Raw genomic sequence first — 18,991 nt, 5'->3', positions numbered from 1 at the left:
TAGGTTGCAGGGAATAGGGATAGAATTCAAGGTTCAAGGTTTAAGGTTGTGTGTAAAACGTAACTCGAAATAAACCGAACTCACAACAAAACAACCAGCAACTGGTAAACCCGAAACAGATTAACCCACACCAGTGACTGGCTTTAAATCAAAATATTCAAACTTGAAGGCTGTACTTTAACATGAATTGGTGATTTTATCTTATTGAATTCACCGTCAAGATGCCAGTTTTTGGTATTGACTTTAAATGATATTTCAGAGACCGGAAGATAGGTTACGTATTCATCATCTTTCAGCCTTTTGGTAAACATTCTGAAAGCAAACAGCGCAGAATACGTTAAAGGAAACTTTTTCACCAAAACCATATCAACCAATCCGTCACTTTTACTGGCTTTTGGTGCAATATAGGCGTTGTTACCAAACTGCCGGGTATTGGCGATGTTCATCATCAGATATCTGCCGTTATACTGCTGATATTCCTCATCAAAAAACTTCACTTTGATCGGTTTGTAATTGAAGAAGGTTTTCAGAGAAACTTTGATATAGTTTTTGAATCCACGACTTGTTTTTTCAAACTCTTTAACTACTTTACCGTCAAAACCTGTTCCCGAAACATTGATGGAAAGCCTGTCGTTCACGGTAAATGTATCGATCTTTCTGGAATTTTTTGCTTTTATTTTTTCTAAAAGTTCGTCGAGATTTTTACTGAATTGTGTTTCATTAGAAAAACCGTTTCCTGAACCTGCGGGGAAAATTGCGAGAATTTTCTCTGTATTAATAAGGTTCCTGGCTACTGTAGAAATGGTACCATCCCCTCCTATTGCCACAAAAATATCTACCTTTCCGAAGTGAGACTGGATAAATTCATCTGTCCCGGGAATAGATTCTGAAACATAATACAGAGGATTGTTAACCTTTGCTTTAAGTTCGTTCAAAAACGGCTGATAGTTTTTTTTGGCCGAAAAAGGATTGATAATAAAAGCTACTTTGTCCATTACCGCAAAATTAAAAAATGCTTCCAAAACTGGAAGCATTAATTTACTTAATTTTCATTCTTTCTTTAAATTCTGTATTTAATGTACCTTTCAGATCTTCCCACGAAACAGGAATGGTAATATCTCCGGCAGCAAAAGCAGCAATTTCATAGGGACTGTAGTGAAAATACAGGTTTTTATCATCAAAATAAAAGTTATCAGATGCCGGAATTTTATCCACTAAAAGCATTTCTGAGTTTTTCACTTCTCCGTCACCATCCATCGTACCACTATTCATTTTATCGATATTCTTCATCAGAATGGCTTCAATTTTATTTTTAGGCATTGAAGTAATGTCTTTCAATTCTAATTTTTTGCTGTTTTTCAGATCAAAAACCCTTTCGGAAAATCCGTAATTATCATGTGCTCCACCTTCATATCCGCTTCCCACATATTGGATATGCATATAACCGTTGGTATTGGAAATAAGGTTCATGTGTGAGCTTGAATACCAGTTTTGAGCATAAGTGACATCTGAAGCCCAGTCTTTATTATCATTTTTTACAGAATTGAAATAACTATTTTTTTCATTGTCCAGATAAGCCTGAAGACCTGCTTTGGAAAAGTCTTTAATTTTTTCATTCTGGAAATAGATGCTGTCCAGTAGTTTTTTATCTTTTAAAGAAGGGAAAACCAACAGTTTTGAAGTGTAACTCACTTTTAAGGAGTCTGTAATTTTTGTAGAATCATTGACTTTCACAGAGTCCACTACAAATTCTTCAGTCGCTTTATTTTCTGTTTTTTCTGCTTGCCCTGCCTTTTCATTTTTTTTACAGGCCGTAACTACCAGGAAAGAAGATAATGCTATAACAGCAATCGTATTTTTCATAATTTATTTTTTTGAGTATATATACAAAAACCATTCAAAAGATGAATGGTTTTGGAAAAAAAAATATTTTTTTACTCAGATCACGTCAGACATTACTTTTTAACAAGACTGATTACCTGGTTTTCAAATTTTGAAGCGACGCCCCAAATTTGTTTAAATGCAGGATAGTACTCTTTCGGATAATCTGAACTGTTAATTTTTGTGGTGGTCGTTACCTCCAGCTTATTTCCTTTTTGTACGATAGAATAGGTATATTCTATTTCTTTATCTTCTGTAACAATCTTTTTTTCTTTAGGCATTTCCTCAATCACATATCCTTCCGGAATTTCAAGAGTTACTTTTTTTACTTTCGTGATCGGTGATCCAAAATCGATAGGATATTGTCTTACTTCCGTCTGATCAAATTCATTGGAACTTTTGTTTAAAAACAGCATAGGATTAATGATCATTTTCTTTCCTACTCTGTCAATCAGGTTGGGAGAAGAGAATTTCATACTGCTTTCAAAGTCGCCATTTTCCAGGACTTTTGAATCGATATCCGTAAAGTCCATGGAGAAGTTTTCCTTGTACTGTTTTTTGTATTTCTCGGCATTATCGTCATAGCTGTCTTTTACATACATTGCGTAGGCGCCTGTATCTCTGTCAGAATACGTTCCTGAAATACTTCCGTCATCATTGATTTTACCATTGACTGTAAGGAAAGTATTACTTGACTTCACATTGGCCATTTGAATCAGAAGAGTCTTGTCTTTGGTGACTAAAATTCCATATTGATTCCAGTTTTTAAGAGGAATTTCATCCAGAGAAGATTGTTTTGAGGTGGCGTCATAGATATGCAGCTGGTCATCGATACTGATAGCTGCTAATACAAAATTCATATTGGAAATATTAGGCGAAACCAAGTTGATTAACCCGTTTTCCACCGTAGAAATTACCAACGGATCAGCTTTAAGACCTGCTTCACGAAGCATCATAACAAGAAAAAGACTGATTTCTGCAGCGTTCCCAACTTTAGTTTCCAACAGTTTCCTGATGCCATCTTCTGTGTAGATTCCTTTATCTTTATTCCAGGTAAAGGTCTTTTGAACATAGGAAAAAATAGCATTTGCCTTTTCAAGATCCGTTTTCATTTCTGAAATTCCTGCCGGCATATTTTCTTTTGCCAGTTTTGTTCTTTTCAGTTCTCCTCCAAAATCTTCACTTTCATACAATCTCTTTCCAATCTGATCCCATGAGGAAGAATACAGCTTAAGCTCTCCGAAATTTGTAGAATTCAGCTCAGCACTGATTTTTGTTCTGAAGTTTCTGTCATTTCTTACAAATTTTTCAGTTTTAAAGCCTTTCAGATTTTCATAAGCAAATCTGTAGGTTCTGTATTGTGCACCATATAGGTATCTTTCCTCCATCTCTCTGTACTTAGGAGTAATTCCCCCTGTATAATTTACGTTATATGACATATTAATCGGAGTATCAAAAACGTATTCTGTATTCAGAGAAGGCGTGTCGGATTCTATCAATACTTCAGGAATCATAAATCTGAACGGAGATACAATTTCATATTGATACTCCAGGATTGATCCATTTTTCACACCTGGGAATGCAAATTTTGTGAGAGTAACATATTTATTCTCTTTGCTTTTATATTGAGAACTCTTTTCTACTTTTATAGGAACAGAATTTCCATTTTCAAGATTATAGGTAAAAGCCTTGAATTTACCTAGTGATTCTCTGTTTGAACCGATATTATAGATAGGGATTTCGAGATTCAGCCAATCTTCAGCTTTATCTTTATCATAAATCTTAACTCTGTAAAAATATTTTTTATGCAGATTACCGGTATTGTTATCGATCATAAAATAAGCAGATTTATACAAGATCTCTGCAGGAGCATTTTCATCCAGTAATGATTTGGTTTTAGATAAATCTGCATCATTAAATTTCGGAGGATTCAGAAATTCATATTTCTTCTGAGCATTTACCAGTATTGTGCCGGCTGAGCAAAGAAGCAATACTATTATTTTTTTCATGGCTATATTTTTGTTATTAAAATTTTTGAATTATCCATATTCAGGATCTTTTTTCTGAAACTGATATAGTCATTGTACTTTTCCTTTGGATACAGCCCTTTATTAATCTGTATTTTTCTGATCACTTTTACCTGATCATCACTTTTAACAAAGCTTAGCTTATAAGATCCGAACTCGGAAGTAATGCTTGAGTTATCCGGAGTTTCATCAACTTTATATCCTAAAGGAAGAACAAAAGCAATTTCATATTCATCCTCATAAGACATGCCTACTTCAAAAGGAAGCTCACGGTTTTCATCAGTTTTAAAGACTGCATCATTAAAAATAGGCACAGATCGGAACAATAGGCTGTTTCCTGCTTTTTTAGAGAAATTGTTGGTTTTAAAGTCCAGATCATAGGTAATAACGGCATTGTCTCTGTCGTTATTAAAATTTTTCATTTCAACTTTTTCAAAGTTCAGGATATTAAATCTTTCTTTAACTGCATCATTCTTTTCTTTAGGATTAAGGTTGGCAAATCTCAGATTATCATCATATTGATTTCCGGTATAAGAAAAGTTACCGGTGCCGATAATACTGTTATCCTCATTAAGATTAACTCTCAATGTTTGTTTTTCTTTATTCTGTTCAGCTTTATACACCGGTGTATTGATCAGTTCGATTCCTTTCGGAGTCACAGCAAGTACATTTCTGTCGGTAGTACTGTAATTTAAATGGTTAAAAGCAATTTGCTGAGAGGTATTTTCAAGCCATATATTTCCTTTTTCTGTTGGAACCATAAGAATAATATGATTTCCTCCCATAGAAGGAAATTCGGGATCAAAAGAAACCTGTGACCGACTGGAGGTAATAATACAATAGTTGGAAGGAATCCCTGCTTCATTCAGAAGAACTTTCATATAATTCGTAAGCCCCTTGCAATCTCCATAGCCTTTTTTCTGAACCTCATCCGGCATCATAGGCTGCCATCCACCTATTCCCAAAGCCACAGCAATATATCGGCTTTTGTTCTGCATGTACTGATAAATTTTCTTTACTTTATCTTCTACAGATCCCTGTAATTGTAAAGAGGCTACCTCAGCTTTAATAGCAGGAGTAGATGCAGAAACAGGTACCAAAAGATCATTGTAAATCCAGGTTCCGAAATCTGTCCAGTTATTCAAAGTTCCCTGTTTTCCTGCAAGGCTGAATTTTGTAAGTGTAAAGTTGACCGCAGGTAAGATTTTAACAGGCTCTGGAATCATAAAAGCATCGTCAATAGCAGGTACATTTTTGTATGAATAGGTTTTATCATTTCCACTACCGCTTTCTATCACAGAGGTATAATTGTATTTTGAAGGGTAAATTTTAGATCTGAGTTCTATTCCAGAAGTGTTAACGATTTTAAACTGTGCTTCTTCAAGAGATATTTTAGTAGAAGTAAAAGGTACAAAATCCGGGATAAAAACAGTGTCTTCATCTTCAGCTTCATAGGAAAAATCAATAGTATAAGGATATTGCACCGGTGTATATGAATAAACCAATATCCTGTTATCAGAATAAAAAACTCCCTGAGGATTGTTCGCTACGTCTTTAAAATCAGATTTTGAAACACTTTTAATTTTTTTGCCGGCCTCATCGTAAATCGTAAGTTTTATGTTTGAAATACTTTTTGATTTATCATAAGGGATGTAAGCTACTGCCTCATCGTCACCGTCTTTATTTAAGACTGTAATTATCTTATTTTTCTGATATTTTATTTCATCGATTTTATTGATCTGAACGGTTGTAAATTCTTTTCGGATTACAGCACTCGCATTTTTCTTTAAATTCTCAGGAATGGCAGAGGCAGGATAGCTCTGTGCGAAATATAATGAGGCGGTAGATAATGCCCCGAGGACTAATATTTTCATCATAGTTATTAAGATGGTACAAAAATAATAAAATCTTAATAACTGTTAAAAAAATATAAAAGGCTCCAACATGTGAAGCCTTCAACCTAATACTTAAAAAAGTACTGTTTTAAATGTACCTATAAGGCAATGAACACATTATCAACTTTTCATTGCTTATTTCTGAAAAGTTAAAACAGAATATTTATATTCATTCTATATTGAAATAAGAATATATATTCTGTAACATGAAGGGATAAACTTCAAATTGTCTGTACTCAAATTTATAATAATTTACAATCCATATGATTCAAATACTGTAGAATTAATAATAACGGGAAGTACAATTAATTCTACAATCCTATCGATGATTAATAAAAAAAAGACTTCAGCAATGAAGTCTTTTAATTTTTTTCTTTCTATTTAATCATTCGGGACCAGTTTACTGTCAAAACGATCACTTCCCAATCCCAATACAGGAATAAAAATAAATCCGAAAAGGAGAATCAGAATAGTGTACAGAGGTGTTTCTTTCGCAAAGCCTTTGGCAAGTCTGTCATATACCACCCAGCATGCATAAATGTTTACCAATGGAATAAAGAAAAGAATGATCCACCAAATCGGCTTTTTCACAATTTCCAGTAATACGATCGTGTTGTAAATAGGAATAAAGGCAGCCCAGGCATCTTGTCTTCCTGCTTTCTGGAAGATTTTGTACATGCAGTATCCATAGAATATATAGCAAAGCAGTCCGAAGAACATTGTTCCGATCCCTAATCCTGCAGCAACTGCACCAGAAGCCGCATCTGCTCCGTTGTAAGGATCTGTTTGTAAAAGAGTTAACATATTATTGTTTTTTTGGTTTATCCAAATATAAAAAAAGCTTCTAAATAATCAGAAGCTTTTTTATTATATTTTTAAAAAGGTTTATGCATCAATTTTTGCATATTTCGCATTTTTCTCGATAAATTCTCTTCTTGGCGGAACTTCATCTCCCATCAGCATTGAGAAAATACTGTCTGCTTCCACTGCATTATCAATGGTTACCTGCTTCAGAATTCTGTGTTCAGGATTCAATGTAGTTTCCCACAACTGTTCAGGGTTCATCTCTCCAAGACCTTTGTAACGTTGTACCTCTACTCCTTTTCCGTCCGGAGACATTTCTAAAGTAAATTCCTCACGCTCTTTTTCGTTATAAGCATACACTTTTTTATTTCCTTTCTTTAAAAGGTATAAAGGCGGTTGAGCGATATAGATATAACCATTCTCAATAAGTTCCTTCATATATCTGAAGAAGAAAGTAAGAATCAGTGTTGAAATGTGAGATCCGTCAATATCGGCATCGGTCATGATAACGATCTTGTGGTATCTTAATTTTGCCAGGTTCAATGCTTTGCTGTCTTCCTCAGTACCTACAGAAACCCCAAGAGCAGTATAGATATTTCTGATCTCTTCGTTATCATATACTTTGTGAAGCATAGATTTCTCTACGTTCAGAATTTTACCTCTTAACGGAAGGATAGCCTGGAAGTGTCTGTCTCTTCCCTGTTTAGCCGTACCCCCTGCGGAATCTCCCTCTACAAGGAAGATTTCAGATTCTGCCGGATCTTTTGATGAACAGTCTGATAATTTCCCTGGAAGACCGGAACCTCCCATCGGAGATTTTCTCTGAACCATTTCACGGGCTTTCTTAGCGGCCTGTCTTGCTTTTGCAGCCAAAACCACCTTCTGAACGATCTGTTTCGCTTCATTTGGGTTCTCTTCAAGGAAATTGGTAAGCATTTCCCCTACAATTTTATCTACAGCCCCGGAAACTTCAGAGTTTCCTAATTTTGTTTTAGTCTGTCCTTCAAACTGAGGTTCCATTACTTTTACAGAAACTACAGCTGTTAATCCTTCACGGAAATCATCTCCTGTAACTTCTACTTTCTCTTTCTGTGGAATTCCTAAATCATCAGCATATTTTTTAAGGGTTCTCGTCAAAGCACGTCTGAAACCTGCAAGGTGAGTTCCTCCTTCATGAGTGTTGATGTTGTTGACGTAAGAGTGAAGATTTTCGTTGAAAGAAGTGTTGTAACGCATTGCCACTTCTACAGGAATATCGTCTCTTTCTCCTTCCATGAAGATCACATGCTCCATGATAGATTCACGGTTGCCATCAATATAAGCAACGAATTCTTTTAATCCGCCTTCAGAATGAAAAACTTCTGAACGGAAAGATCCGTCTTCCAGTTTTTCTCTTTCATCCGTTAAAGTAATGGTAATTCCTTTATTAAGATAAGAAAGCTCTCTTAAACGGCTTGCTAATGTATCGTAATTATAAATTAGTTCTGTAAAGATGGTATCATCCGGCTGGAAAAACTGCTTGGTACCTCTTTTTTCGCTGTGACCAATCTCCTCAACACCTGTCTGGGCTTTTCCTCTTGAATAAATCTGCTGGTAAACGTTTCCGTCTCTGTAAACCGTAGTGATCATCTCATTGGAAAGGGCATTCACACACGAAACCCCAACTCCGTGAAGACCTCCTGAAACCTTATAAGAGTCTTTGTCAAACTTACCTCCGGCTCCAATTTTTGTCATTACCACTTCAAGGGCAGATTTCTGCTCTTTTTCGTGGAAATCAACCGGGATACCTCTACCGTTATCACTTACCTCAATTCCGTTTCCTTCCTTGATGCTAACGAAGATCGTGTCGCAGTACCCTGCCAATGCCTCGTCAATAGAGTTATCTACTACTTCATAAACCAAGTGGTGAAGTCCTCTGACTCCTACATCACCAATGTACATTGAAGGACGCATACGAACGTGTTCCATTCCTTCCAATGCCTGAATACTACTAGCTGTATATTGTTTTTGACTCATATTAAAAATTAAAAATCCTGCTATATGCAAAGACTCACAAATATCGTGATTTTTTTCGAGGTATGAAAGTTAAAAAGTGTCAAAAAAATGTGGAGTTTTCTTTAGAAAAACATAAGGATTAGTGAGCCGGTAAAAGAAACAAAATTAAAATGTATTGATGAGATAGCAACTGTTGTAAATCATATTCAACATCAATAATTTATGCTTAAATTTATTATCTGAAAAGTTGAAATTATGGATGATTTTATCGCAGCACGCGCTCAGATGGCACTCTCTCTGGGCTTTCATATCATATTCTCCTGTGTGGGTATGGTGATGCCTTTTCTGATGGCTTTTGCCCATTGGAAATATCTGAAAACCAATAACGAGGTATATAAAGGACTTACAAAAGCATGGAGTAAAGGTGTGGCTATCCTTTTTGCAACGGGAGCCGTTTCAGGAACAATGCTTTCTTTTGAACTTGGGCTTCTATGGCCAGGTTTTATGAAACATGCAGGTCCGATTTTCGGGATGCCTTTTTCTCTGGAAGGAACAGCCTTTTTCATCGAAGCGATTGCCATTGGTTTCTTTTTATATGGATGGGAAAGATTCAATAAATGGTTTCACTGGTTCTGTGGTTTTCTTGTTGGAGTAAGCGGGCTGGCTTCCGGGATTCTTGTAGTAGCGGCCAATTCCTGGATGAACTCTCCCACTGGTTTCGATTATATCAATGGACAGTATCTTAATATAGATCCTATCAAAGCGATGTTCAATGATGCGTGGTTTCCACAGGCTCTTCACATGACGGTTGCTGCATTTTGTGCAACAGGATTTGCTGTAGCAGGAGTACACGCTTTTATGATTATGCGAAAAAGAAATATTGAATTTCACACCAAAGCTTTTAGAATTGCCGTAGGTTTTGCCTTGATCGGAGCATTCGGTGCGCCTCTAAGTGGTGATGTTGCAGCTAAATCTGTTGCGGAAAGACAACCGATCAAGCTGGCTGCCATGGAAGCTCACTTTGAAACTGAAAAAGGTGCTTCATTCGTAATTGGCGGAATTCCTGACGAAGAAAAAGAAGAAGTAAAATATGCGGTGAAAATTCCAAAAGTGTTGAGTTTTCTGGTAAGTAATGATTTTAATTCTGAAGTAAAAGGTCTTAAGGATTTCCCTAGAGATGAATGGCCTCCGATTGCTGTGGTTCATTATGCTTTTCAGATTATGATTTTCTTCGGTGTGGTGATGATTGTTATCGGAGCTGTCTATTTATATGCCTTCTTCTTCAAAAAAGAATGGCTGAATAAAAACTGGTTATTAAAAACCTTTTTAATCGCAACACCTTTTGGATATATTGCTCTGGAAGCGGGATGGACGGTAACAGAAGTAGGAAGACAGCCCTGGATTATTTATGGAATTATGAGGACAGCAGATGCGGTAACTCCTATGCCGGGAATACAGTATTCATTCTATTTCTTTACGGCTATTTTCGTATCATTATCATTGATCCTTGTTTTCCTTTTAAAGAGACAGATTCAAATGGTACCGAAGCTTTACGATCCTACCGATGCTCAGTTTAACGATAAAAACAAAAAATCATGATTTACATTGTAATAGGTTTTCTCTGGCTATCCATCTGTCTTTATATTATTCTGGGAGGAGCTGACTTTGGAGCAGGTATTGTAGAAATGTTCACCAATAAAAAAGCCCGCCATAAAACCCATGAGATTATGTATGAATCTATTGCTCCTGTTTGGGAAGCCAATCACATGTGGCTGATTATTGCCATCGTTATCCTTTTTGTTGGCTTTCCGGAGATTTATACCACTATGTCTACTTATCTTCACATTCCTTTAGTCTTAATGCTTTTAGGAATTATTGCAAGGGGAACAGCTTTTACGTTCAGGCATTATGATGCTGTGAAAGACAATTGGCAGGTTTTATACACTCATATTTTCTACTACGCAAGCCTTTTAACACCTTTCTTTTTAGGGTTAATTGCTGCTGCAACAGTTTCACATTCTATCAATCCTGATGCTGTAGGTTTTCTGGATTTGTATGTATTCAGCTGGCTGAACTGGTTTGGGGTTTCTGTGGGCTTATTTACGGTAGCCCTTTGTGCTTATCTTGCATCTATATTTTCATTAAGAGAAACCCGTGATAAGGCCGATCTTTTGTTAATGATAAGAAAATCCAAGCAGACCATGATCTTTGTTGTGATAACCGGAATACTGGTATTCGCAACCGCTTATATTTCAGACATTCCTCTTTTGATGTGGGTATTTTCTAAACCTTTGGGTATTATGGCGATTGCTTTTGCCACCATTGCCTTGTTGCTTATTCTAAGAGCGATGAACCGTCAAAAACTACTTCCCGTACGTGCTTTAGCAGGATTCCAGATGGTGATGATTTTAGTAGCGGCAACGTATCAGCATAATCCGGATATTATTTTATTAGGAAACGGACAGCATCTTTCATTACTGGAACATATGGCTCCTGAAAAAACTATCGCTGCATTGGGATGGGCATTGATGCTGGGATCACTATTTATTCTTCCTTTCTTATTTTATCTGATGGCTTCTTTCAGTAAGTTAAGAAAATAAATATATGCAGACTTATAAAGACAAAACAGAACTCATTGAAGAGCTAAAGAAAAGATATCTTCTCTATGATCAGGAATTTAATGATATCAAAGAAGAGGACAAAGATCTTTTGCAGCCGGGAGTTGATAAAACTCCATCACAAAATATTTCCTATCAATTGGGTTGGACTCACCTCCTTTTACAATGGGAATCTGATGAAAGCAAAGGAATTGAAGTAAAAACTCCCACTCCTGAATACAAATGGAATAACCTGGGAGGATTGTACCAGTCTTTTTATAATCAATATGGTTCTCATACTTTACAAGAACAAAGAGAACTGCTTCGAAATCAGGTGGATGAAATTATCAACTGGATAGAAAGCCTTGATGATGATATACTATTTATTCCTGGCAAAAGAAAATGGGCAACTACTCCCGCCCAATGGCCGGTCTGGAGATGGATTCATATCAATACCGTGGCTCCGTTTAAAAACTTCAGGGCACAGCTTCGGAAATGGAAAAAAGAAAAAGGTACAGCATAGCACTGTACCTTTTTTATTTATGTTTTCTGAGAAATCTTAAGCCAGTTTCATCAAAAGATTTTCATCAATCTTCTCCACTTTCACAATATTGTTTTTTGTTAAATTCTTGGAAGCTTTATCCCATTTTTTACCGGATAACTGGCTTCTTTCTTTTACTTCAGCCAAAGCCATTGGCTCTTCCTGAGAATTAAGGATTTCAAGGATTACTTTTTCATCCTCTCCTAATTCAATTTGTGGAACTGCTTTTTCAGGTCTCATCTGAGGGAAGAATAATACTTCCTGGATTGAGGCATTATTCGTTAAGAACATAATTAATCTGTCCATACCGATTCCTAATCCTGAAGTTGGTGGCATACCGTATTCCAGCGCTCTTAAGAAGTCCTGATCGATGAACATCGCTTCATCATCTCCTCTTTCAGATAACGCCATCTGTGCTTCAAAACGTTCTCTCTGATCGATAGGATCATTAAGCTCTGAATATGCATTAGCGATTTCTTTACCGCATACCATTAATTCAAAACGCTCTGTTAAACCTTCTTTGCTTCTGTGTTTCTTTGTCAGTGGAGACATTTCGATCGGATAATCCGTAATGAAAGTTGGCTGAATGAAGTTTCCTTCACATTTCTCACCGAAGATCTCATCGATTAATTTTCCTTTACCCATCGTCTCATTTACTTCGATACCGATAGACTTGGCGAAATCATATAATTCCTGCTCAGTTTTTCCGGTAATATCGAAGCCTGTAAACTTCAGGATCGCTTCTGTCATGGAAACTCTTGGATAAGGAGCTTTGAAATCTACTTCATGTTCCCCGAATGTAGCTTTTGTAGTTCCGTTTACCTGGATAGCACAGAATTCCAGTAATTTCTCAGTGAAATCCATCATCCAGTTATAATCTTTGTAAGCTACATAGATTTCCATAGCGGTAAACTCAGGGTTGTGAGTTCTGTCCATTCCTTCATTTCTGAAGTTTTTAGAGAACTCGTATACTCCGTCAAAACCACCTACGATCAGTCTTTTCAGATATAATTCGTTGGCAATTCTTAAATATAATGGAATATCCAGCGCATTGTGGTGCGTGATAAACGGTTTAGCTGCTGCTCCACCAGGAATTGACTGTAGAATTGGTGTTTCCACTTCAAAATACCCTGCATCATTAAAGAATGTTCTCATGGCATTGAACAATTTTGTTCTTTTCACGAAAATTTCTTTTACCTGTGGGTTTACCGTTAAATCTACGTAACGCTGTCTGTATCTTAATTCAGGATCTGTAAAACCATCGTGTACTACTCCGTTTTCATCAGTTTTAGCCTGAGGCAGCGGGCGTAAAGCCTTTGTAAGAAGCGTAAAGTTTTTCACTAAAACCGTCTTCTCTCCTACCTGAGTAGTAAACAATTCCCCCTCAATACCGATAATATCTCCAATATCCAGAAGGTGTTTGTATACTTCATTATACAGTTCTTTATCTTCACCGGGACAGATCTCGTCTCTGTTGAAGTAAACCTGGATTTTTCCTTTAGAATCCTGCAATTCTGCAAAAGAAGCCTTTCCTTGAATTCTGCGGGACATCAATCTACCAGCGATCTTCACCTGTTTACTTTCAGAAAAATCCTGTTTTATAGATTCTGTAGTATCTGTAATTGTATACTCATCCGCAGGGAACGCATTAATCCCCATTTCAGTAAGCTTATTCAGCTTTTCTCTTCTAATGATTTCTTGTTCTGATAATTGCATTTCTTATTTTTCTAAAAGCGTACAAATTTAGGCATTTTTGACATGACCGTCAATGGCTTTTTTAAGAAATTTTAAAAAGTGGTAAAGATGCGGGGTATTGGGGTTCGGGATACGTGTTTAGAGATCAAAGATTTGAATGATTGTGCTATAACATTAAACTTTGAACTTTAAACTTTGAATTTTAAATCAACCAGCTTTTTCTGTCTTTTCGAGGAATAAACGTCCACGCCAGCATTCTGCTTACTTTTTGTCCCTGAGCCATATCGATGGTTTTCACCTCTACAGCATTTACTTTCTTTAAAAGATTGTTGAGTTTATTGAGATTGTCTTTTTTGGAAACCAGACACGTGAACCAAAGAACCTGTGATGAAAACAATGTGCTTTCATTGATCATTTTAGTAATAAAAGCAAGTTCACCACCTTCACACCAAAGTTCAGACTGCTGACCGCTGAAGTTAAGAAGAGGTTTTGTTTTCTTTGATTGATGGAGGTTTTTTGTTTTTCTGATATTCCCTTTCAAGGCAGATTCTTCGGAATCATGAAAAGGAGGATTACACATGGTAAAAGTGAATCTGTCGTCAGAACCTATAATATTCGTAAAAATATGATCAGCATCAGGCTGGCTTTTCAACTGAATAATAGTTAAAAGATCCGGGTTCTGATCTAAAATATGCTGAGCATTTTTTAAAGAATCCTGGTTGATATCCGTTCCCAGCATGGTCCAGCCATAAGATTTGCAGCTGATTAAAGGATACACGAGATTCGCACCTGTTCCTATGTCTAATCCTTTTACAGAATTTCCTGTGGGAATTTTATTAAGTGGTTCACCTAATAGATCGGCAATATAATGTACATAGTCTGCCCTTCCCGGGATCGGTGGACAAAGATTGGTGTCAGGAATGTCCCAGCCTTTAATGTTGTAGAAATGTAAGAGTAAGGCTTTGTTGAGCAGTTTTACAGCCTGTGGAATGCTGAAATTAATGGTTGCCGTCTGATAGGCATTCGTAAAAACATAGTGTTTCAGTTCCGGCACACAAGAAATAAGCTGATCAAAATCGTAGGGATTACGATGCAGATTTCTTGTGTGCAGACTGGATTTTTCAGCAGGCATATTTTATTTCTTCTGACTTAAAATATATTCCACCATTTTTTTGGCATCTTCTTTAGATACCTGGGGATGGGCAGCCATAGGGACACTTCCCCATACTCCACTTCCGCCTTCTATAATTTTGGAAGCCAGCAGTTCAGTATCCTTTTCAGAGTACTTTCCTGCAATTTCCTGATAAGAAGGTCCTATCATTCTCTCATTCACAGAGTGGCAGCCTGAGCAGTCCAATGTTTCCATGATCTGATCACCGGAAAGATGAGACTGAGCAGATTCTGAAACAGCTGTAGTTTCAGAAGAAGATGCCACTTCTGCTGTATTTTCTTTTTTAGAACAGGAAATGATCATTAGACCCAGTGTTCCTGCCAAAAGTATTTTTTTCATTATTTCTTCGCTGTAGAATCTGTTTTAGCAGCTTCAGGGGCAGCCGGAGTTGCAGCAGCTGGAGCAGCAGTTTTAGCAGTAGAATCTACCACTGTAGTTGCTTCCGGTTCCTCAAGCATTGTGTTGCTATCCTGTAAAGAGTGATCTGGCTTCTTTTTGCAGCTTGCCAATAATAAACCTCCGATAAATGCGATTGCTAATACTTTTTTCATTTTTTTCTAATTTGGAAGCAAAAATATAAAAAATAAACTTTTAAACTTATGACAAATGTTTTCTTTGAGAAATATTTTTGGGATCGAAGCTTTAATTTAACAATAAAAAAATAATTCAATACATAGGGAGATTTAAAATAGGTTATTATTTTTGTATATCGGATAATCCGAGCCAAGACCAAAATATAAATATGAAGCTTATGGCTAAAAAAAAATTGTTGGCTACAACTTTCTTTGTTGTATCCTCATCCCTCTTCCTTTCGTGTGACAATTCATCTAACGAACCACAATCAGAATATTCTGATAAAATTGAATCGGTGACACTTTTAAAAACAACTAAATCATGGGATGGAACGGTATATCCGGCCTATCCTACCACACAGCCGGAAATTTCGGTTCTTAAAATTGCTGTACCTCCCAATTCGGCACTGAGCTGGCATAAACATCCCGTCATCAATGCGGCGTATGTAGAAAAAGGTGAAATTCAGATTGAAAGAAAAGAGGATGGAAAAACGCAATGGATAAGAAAAGGTCAGGTGCTTCCTGAAATGGTTAATACCGGCCACAGAGGTAAAACCGGAGACCTCGGAGCAACGCTGATTGTTTTCTACAGCGGAACTCCGGACATTCCTTTATCTGAGCCAGTACAATAAATAGTTCAAATGCTGGGTTCGCAAGGTAATGATGATAAAACTTTATTTTTTTGTTTGCAAAGATCTTCATTCAGCTAATGACAGCGTCTTTTGCTAAGTGAAACGCCCTTGCGATCATTTTAATAATCATTTAATAACATCTTTTAATAACATCTTTGCGATCTCAGCGTTTAAATAAATGATTATTATAGTTATCTTTAATCCATGGTTTTAATTTCAAAAATTCTGTTTTTCACCAGTCATCATGGTTTTTATACTGTGGTTCTGTTGTTTGCATTCTTTGGATTGCTCTCCTATCTGACCAAAAAAGCATGGTTTTTGATTCCGATCATTCCACTTGCTATATTGAATGGTTTTGGAGGACAGTTTCTAAATGCATGGTTTTTAAACAAATACGGAGTAGAAAGCACAGCTATTATCACCTCTGATGTAGAAACCAATTCTACTCTGAATGACATGTACATCCACGATTATGAAGCCATTGTAAAGAAACAGGACGGAAAATATACCACTACCTTTTTCTCCACTACTACTGCAGCCATTTATCCTATCAGAAATTCAATCAGAATTCCGGGTGATAAGGATATTCCTGTAAAATACATTCCAGGATATGAAAAAAACATGGTCATCCTTTATGATCAATCCAGGGAAGGAAAAATTGTATTACAAAATGAAAAAATGGTTCCTGTGAATTCTGCAAGAATCAAATATGAAGCAGACAGAACAAATAAACAATTCATTGAAGAATATATTGCTGCATTGGAAGATTATGTAAAAGACTATGATGATGAAACTTACAGAGAAAAAATCAAAGTATTAAAACAAGAACTCAAACAGCTTAAATAAGAGGTTTCAATGTTAAGTTTTTTTATTTTCAGAATTTTTTTCGTCTTTGTATAAAAAAAATTTCTACATTTGTCCTATGTTTAAAATGAACAACAATATTTGGTGGTGGCTTTCAAACTCTTCGTCGGGTCTGGAGGTATTGTCATGTTGTTAATTACAGCAGAAATAATCAAAAAACAATATATAGGCTTTGACGGATACCGTTAAAGCCTTTTTTTATTCCTTAATCTCACAAAAAACAATAAAATGTTGACCAAAACAATTACGATAAAAACCGTTTCGAAAAAAACACTGGGAGACCTTCATACTCCCATGAATATTTACCTTAAGATCAGGGATAAATTCCGTGATACGATTCTTCTGGAAAGTTCAGATTCAAAAAGTATTGATAATAACTTTTCCTTCATCGCCGTGAATGCCATTGCCGGAATTGAGGTGAAAAATCTTAACGAATATGAAATCAAACTTCCTTCTTCTGCTCCCGTAAAGCAATTTATTATGGAGCGGAATATTACAGATGTATTTGAAGAGTTTCGTCAGATTTTTAAATGTGAAGAAACCAGTGATCCTATTGAGCAGACGGCTCAGAGCCTTTTTGGCTACACAAGTTTTGAAGCAGTACAGTTTTTTGAAAACATCAACCTTAAAGCACAAAGCAAGGAAGTAGAGATTCCTGTTTTAAGGTATAGATTGTACCAATATGTGATTGCTATCAATCATTTTAATGATGAAATGTATATTATTGAAAACTGTATCGATGGCGTAAAATCTGAATTCCATCTGTTGGAAAATCTCATTAAAAATCAGAATACTCCGGTTTACCCATTCGAGAAAATAAGCGAAGAAACATCTAATATTACAGATGAAGAATATATTGAACTGGTAAAAACAGCTCAGAAACACTGTATGCGCGGAGATGTCTTCCAGCTGGTTCTCAGCAGAAGATTCGAGCAGAAATTCAAAGGTGATGAGTTCAACGTGTACCGTGCTTTGAGAAATATCAACCCTTCCCCTTACCTGTTCTATTTTGATTACGGAAATTACAAATTATTCGGATCGAGTCCTGAAAGCCAGTTAATCATCAAAAACAATAAAGCCATTATTCACCCGATTGCAGGAACATCCAAAAGAACAGGAAATTTTGAAGCTGACCTTGAAGCTATTGAAGTCCTGAAAGCCGATCCCAAAGAAAATGCAGAACATACCATGCTGGTAGATCTCGCTAGAAATGATCTTGGAAAGCTTGGGAAAAATGTAACGGTTACTAAGCTTAAAGAAATCCAGCTTTTCTCTCACGTTATTCATATGGTAAGTGAGGTGACTGCAGATGTTGCTGATGACATCAATCCTCTGGAAATGGTTTCCGCTACTTTCCCTCAGGGAACATTAAGCGGTGCACCCAAGCATAAAGCGCTTCAGCTGATCAATCAATATGAAAAAGATTCCCGCGGCTATTATGGCGGCTGTATAGGAATCATCGGACTGAACGGAACCTGCAACCAGGCCATTATGATCAGAACCTTCTTAAGTAAAAACAATACCTTATTTTACCAGGCTGGTGCCGGTCTTGTAGCAAAATCTGTCCCTGAAAGTGAATTACAGGAAGTCAACAACAAACTGAATGCACTGAAAAAAGCAGTAGAAAAAGCAGAAAAAATAGTTGAAAAATAAACCCACCAGCTAGCAACAAAAAAAAACCAGCAACTATCTAACAAAAAAAGCAATGAACAGCAATATAAACACTCAGCAGACGCCACTTAAAGTTCTCGTTTTCGACAATTACGACAGCTTTACCTATAACCTTGTTCAGATTATTGAAAGAATTCTGAACCAAAGAGTAGATGTGGTAAGAAACGATGAAATTACCCTTGAAGAGATTGGAAAATACGACAAAATCATCCTTTCTCCCGGTCCCGGAATTCCTGAAGAAGCAGGTATTTTATTAGACCTTATTAAAGAATACGCTCCTTCAAAAAGTATCCTTGGAGTATGTCTCGGACAGCAGGCCATAGCTGAAGCTTTCGGAGGAAGTCTGATCAACCTGTCTGAAATCTTTCACGGAGTGGCTACCACTACCGACCTGGTGAAAGAAGACACCAAATTATTTAAGGATTTACATTCAGGATTGGAAGTGGGAAGATACCACAGCTGGGCAGTCAATACTGAAGATTTCCCGGAAGAACTGGAAATCACAGCCGTAGATAAAGACGGAATGATCATGGCTTTGCAGCACAAAACCTATGATGTACACGGAGTACAGTTTCACCCTGAAAGCATTTTAACGCCGGAAGGAGAAGTAATCATTAAAAACTTTCTGTTGTCATGAAAACCTTAG

General features: G+C 36.6%; 17 protein-coding genes. 7 read left to right on the top strand and 10 right to left on the bottom strand.

Annotated elements, in window-relative coordinates; all coding sequences use genetic code 11:
• Window positions 1-143: 143 nt before the first annotated feature.
• From ACLI50_RS10065 to gyrB, 6 genes are all read right to left on the bottom strand, one after another.
• Window positions 144-995, bottom strand: a complete 852-nt coding sequence (locus ACLI50_RS10065) for a diacylglycerol/lipid kinase family protein (protein ID WP_110009412.1) — start codon at window positions 993-995, stop codon at window positions 144-146.
• A gap of 43 nt (window positions 996-1,038) precedes the next feature.
• Window positions 1,039-1,863, bottom strand: coding sequence for an RsiV family protein (locus ACLI50_RS10060; RefSeq protein WP_202844045.1), 825 nt, complete (start codon window positions 1,861-1,863; stop codon window positions 1,039-1,041).
• Window positions 1,864-1,955: 92 nt separating this feature from the next.
• A complete protein-coding gene (locus ACLI50_RS10055; protein WP_411413683.1) occupies window positions 1,956-3,890 on the bottom strand; it encodes a transglutaminase-like domain-containing protein in 1,935 nt (644 codons plus the stop codon).
• A 2-nt stretch (window positions 3,891-3,892) separates the two neighbouring features.
• A complete protein-coding gene (locus tag ACLI50_RS10050) occupies window positions 3,893-5,785 on the bottom strand; it encodes a DUF3858 domain-containing protein (protein ID WP_411413682.1) in 1,893 nt (630 codons plus the stop codon).
• Between the two features lie 399 nt (window positions 5,786-6,184).
• Window positions 6,185-6,607: a DUF5684 domain-containing protein gene (locus ACLI50_RS10045; RefSeq protein WP_047432171.1), complete on the bottom strand. Its 423-nt coding sequence runs from the start codon at window positions 6,605-6,607 to the stop codon at window positions 6,185-6,187.
• A gap of 81 nt (window positions 6,608-6,688) precedes the next feature.
• On the bottom strand, window positions 6,689-8,623 hold the full coding sequence (gene gyrB / locus ACLI50_RS10040; RefSeq protein WP_227943933.1) for a DNA topoisomerase (ATP-hydrolyzing) subunit B: 1,935 nt from the start codon (window positions 8,621-8,623) through the stop codon (window positions 6,689-6,691).
• Between the two features lie 234 nt (window positions 8,624-8,857).
• Between gyrB and ACLI50_RS10035 the strand changes: the two genes are divergently transcribed.
• The 3 genes from ACLI50_RS10035 to ACLI50_RS10025 are packed head-to-tail and all read left to right on the top strand — an operon-like array spanning window position 8,858 to window position 11,722.
• A complete protein-coding gene (locus ACLI50_RS10035) occupies window positions 8,858-10,201 on the top strand; it encodes a cytochrome ubiquinol oxidase subunit I (RefSeq protein WP_227943934.1) in 1,344 nt (447 codons plus the stop codon).
• Window positions 10,198-11,202: a cytochrome d ubiquinol oxidase subunit II gene (locus tag ACLI50_RS10030; protein ID WP_411413681.1), complete on the top strand. Its 1,005-nt coding sequence runs from the start codon at window positions 10,198-10,200 to the stop codon at window positions 11,200-11,202. The genes ACLI50_RS10035 and ACLI50_RS10030 overlap by 4 nt, the downstream gene beginning before the upstream one ends.
• A 4-nt stretch (window positions 11,203-11,206) precedes the next feature.
• Window positions 11,207-11,722, top strand: coding sequence for a ClbS/DfsB family four-helix bundle protein (locus ACLI50_RS10025; RefSeq protein WP_411413680.1), 516 nt, complete (start codon window positions 11,207-11,209; stop codon window positions 11,720-11,722).
• 36 nt (window positions 11,723-11,758) lie between these two features.
• On the opposite strand, the gene lysS is transcribed toward ACLI50_RS10025, so the two are convergent.
• From lysS to ACLI50_RS10005, 4 genes are all read right to left on the bottom strand, one after another.
• The gene (gene lysS, locus ACLI50_RS10020) at window positions 11,759-13,456 is read right to left on the bottom strand and encodes a lysine--tRNA ligase (protein ID WP_411413679.1); all 1,698 of its coding nucleotides are present in this window, start codon (window positions 13,454-13,456) and stop codon (window positions 11,759-11,761) included.
• Window positions 13,457-13,637: 181 nt separating this feature from the next.
• The gene (gene rlmF / locus ACLI50_RS10015) at window positions 13,638-14,567 is read right to left on the bottom strand and encodes a 23S rRNA (adenine(1618)-N(6))-methyltransferase RlmF (protein WP_411413678.1); all 930 of its coding nucleotides are present in this window, start codon (window positions 14,565-14,567) and stop codon (window positions 13,638-13,640) included.
• A 3-nt stretch (window positions 14,568-14,570) separates the two neighbouring features.
• Window positions 14,571-14,945 (bottom strand): c-type cytochrome, encoded by a 375-nt coding sequence (locus ACLI50_RS10010; protein WP_330745748.1) that lies wholly within the window; start codon window positions 14,943-14,945, stop codon window positions 14,571-14,573.
• Window positions 14,945-15,157 carry a hypothetical protein gene (locus ACLI50_RS10005; RefSeq protein ID WP_411413677.1) on the bottom strand — a complete coding sequence of 71 codons (213 nt, stop codon included), beginning with the start codon at window positions 15,155-15,157 and terminating at the stop codon, window positions 14,945-14,947. The genes ACLI50_RS10010 and ACLI50_RS10005 overlap by 1 nt, the downstream gene beginning before the upstream one ends.
• 200 nt (window positions 15,158-15,357) lie before the next feature.
• Between ACLI50_RS10005 and ACLI50_RS10000 the strand changes: the two genes are divergently transcribed.
• The 4 genes from ACLI50_RS10000 to ACLI50_RS09985 all read left to right on the top strand — a co-directional run bounded on the left by ACLI50_RS10000 (window position 15,358) and on the right by ACLI50_RS09985 (window position 18,982).
• On the top strand, window positions 15,358-15,810 hold the full coding sequence (locus ACLI50_RS10000) for a cupin domain-containing protein (protein WP_411413676.1): 453 nt from the start codon (window positions 15,358-15,360) through the stop codon (window positions 15,808-15,810).
• Window positions 15,811-16,014: 204 nt separating this feature from the next.
• Complete coding sequence (locus ACLI50_RS09995) at window positions 16,015-16,656, top strand: hypothetical protein (protein WP_411413675.1); 642 nt, start codon at window positions 16,015-16,017, stop codon at window positions 16,654-16,656.
• A gap of 246 nt (window positions 16,657-16,902) precedes the next feature.
• Window positions 16,903-18,327: an anthranilate synthase component I family protein gene (locus ACLI50_RS09990; RefSeq protein ID WP_411413674.1), complete on the top strand. Its 1,425-nt coding sequence runs from the start codon at window positions 16,903-16,905 to the stop codon at window positions 18,325-18,327.
• Window positions 18,328-18,379: 52 nt separating this feature from the next.
• Window positions 18,380-18,982 carry an anthranilate synthase component II gene (locus ACLI50_RS09985; protein WP_202844078.1) on the top strand — a complete coding sequence of 201 codons (603 nt, stop codon included), beginning with the start codon at window positions 18,380-18,382 and terminating at the stop codon, window positions 18,980-18,982.
• Window positions 18,983-18,991: the final 9 nt, after the last annotated feature.

Origin of the sequence: Chryseobacterium cupriresistens (assembly GCF_046614675.1) — a bacterium.
GTDB lineage: Bacteria > Bacteroidota > Bacteroidia > Flavobacteriales > Weeksellaceae > Chryseobacterium > Chryseobacterium cupriresistens.
The sequence above is the reverse complement of the archived record's forward strand: the minus strand, read 5'-3'. Positions and strand labels throughout refer to the sequence as shown.

Coding starts and splice junctions, on each gene's coding strand:
- ACLI50_RS09985 (WP_202844078.1), top strand. CDS start 18,380: ATGAACAGCAATATAAACACTCAGCAGACGCCACTTAAAGTTCTCGTT.
- ACLI50_RS10000 (WP_411413676.1), top strand. CDS start 15,358: ATGGCTAAAAAAAAATTGTTGGCTACAACTTTCTTTGTTGTATCCTCA.
- ACLI50_RS10030 (WP_411413681.1), top strand. CDS start 10,198: ATGATTTACATTGTAATAGGTTTTCTCTGGCTATCCATCTGTCTTTAT.
- ACLI50_RS10065 (WP_110009412.1), bottom strand. CDS start 995: ATGGACAAAGTAGCTTTTATTATCAATCCTTTTTCGGCCAAAAAAAAC.
- ACLI50_RS10035 (WP_227943934.1), top strand. CDS start 8,858: ATGGATGATTTTATCGCAGCACGCGCTCAGATGGCACTCTCTCTGGGC.
- ACLI50_RS10005 (WP_411413677.1), bottom strand. CDS start 15,157: ATGAAAAAAGTATTAGCAATCGCATTTATCGGAGGTTTATTATTGGCA.
- ACLI50_RS10060 (WP_202844045.1), bottom strand. CDS start 1,863: ATGAAAAATACGATTGCTGTTATAGCATTATCTTCTTTCCTGGTAGTT.
- ACLI50_RS10045 (WP_047432171.1), bottom strand. CDS start 6,607: ATGTTAACTCTTTTACAAACAGATCCTTACAACGGAGCAGATGCGGCT.
- ACLI50_RS10025 (WP_411413680.1), top strand. CDS start 11,207: ATGCAGACTTATAAAGACAAAACAGAACTCATTGAAGAGCTAAAGAAA.
- gyrB (WP_227943933.1), bottom strand. CDS start 8,623: ATGAGTCAAAAACAATATACAGCTAGTAGTATTCAGGCATTGGAAGGA.
- lysS (WP_411413679.1), bottom strand. CDS start 13,456: ATGCAATTATCAGAACAAGAAATCATTAGAAGAGAAAAGCTGAATAAG.
- ACLI50_RS10050 (WP_411413682.1), bottom strand. CDS start 5,785: ATGATGAAAATATTAGTCCTCGGGGCATTATCTACCGCCTCATTATAT.
- ACLI50_RS10055 (WP_411413683.1), bottom strand. CDS start 3,890: ATGAAAAAAATAATAGTATTGCTTCTTTGCTCAGCCGGCACAATACTG.
- ACLI50_RS10010 (WP_330745748.1), bottom strand. CDS start 14,945: ATGAAAAAAATACTTTTGGCAGGAACACTGGGTCTAATGATCATTTCC.
- ACLI50_RS09995 (WP_411413675.1), top strand. CDS start 16,015: ATGGTTTTAATTTCAAAAATTCTGTTTTTCACCAGTCATCATGGTTTT.
- rlmF (WP_411413678.1), bottom strand. CDS start 14,567: ATGCCTGCTGAAAAATCCAGTCTGCACACAAGAAATCTGCATCGTAAT.
- ACLI50_RS09990 (WP_411413674.1), top strand. CDS start 16,903: ATGTTGACCAAAACAATTACGATAAAAACCGTTTCGAAAAAAACACTG.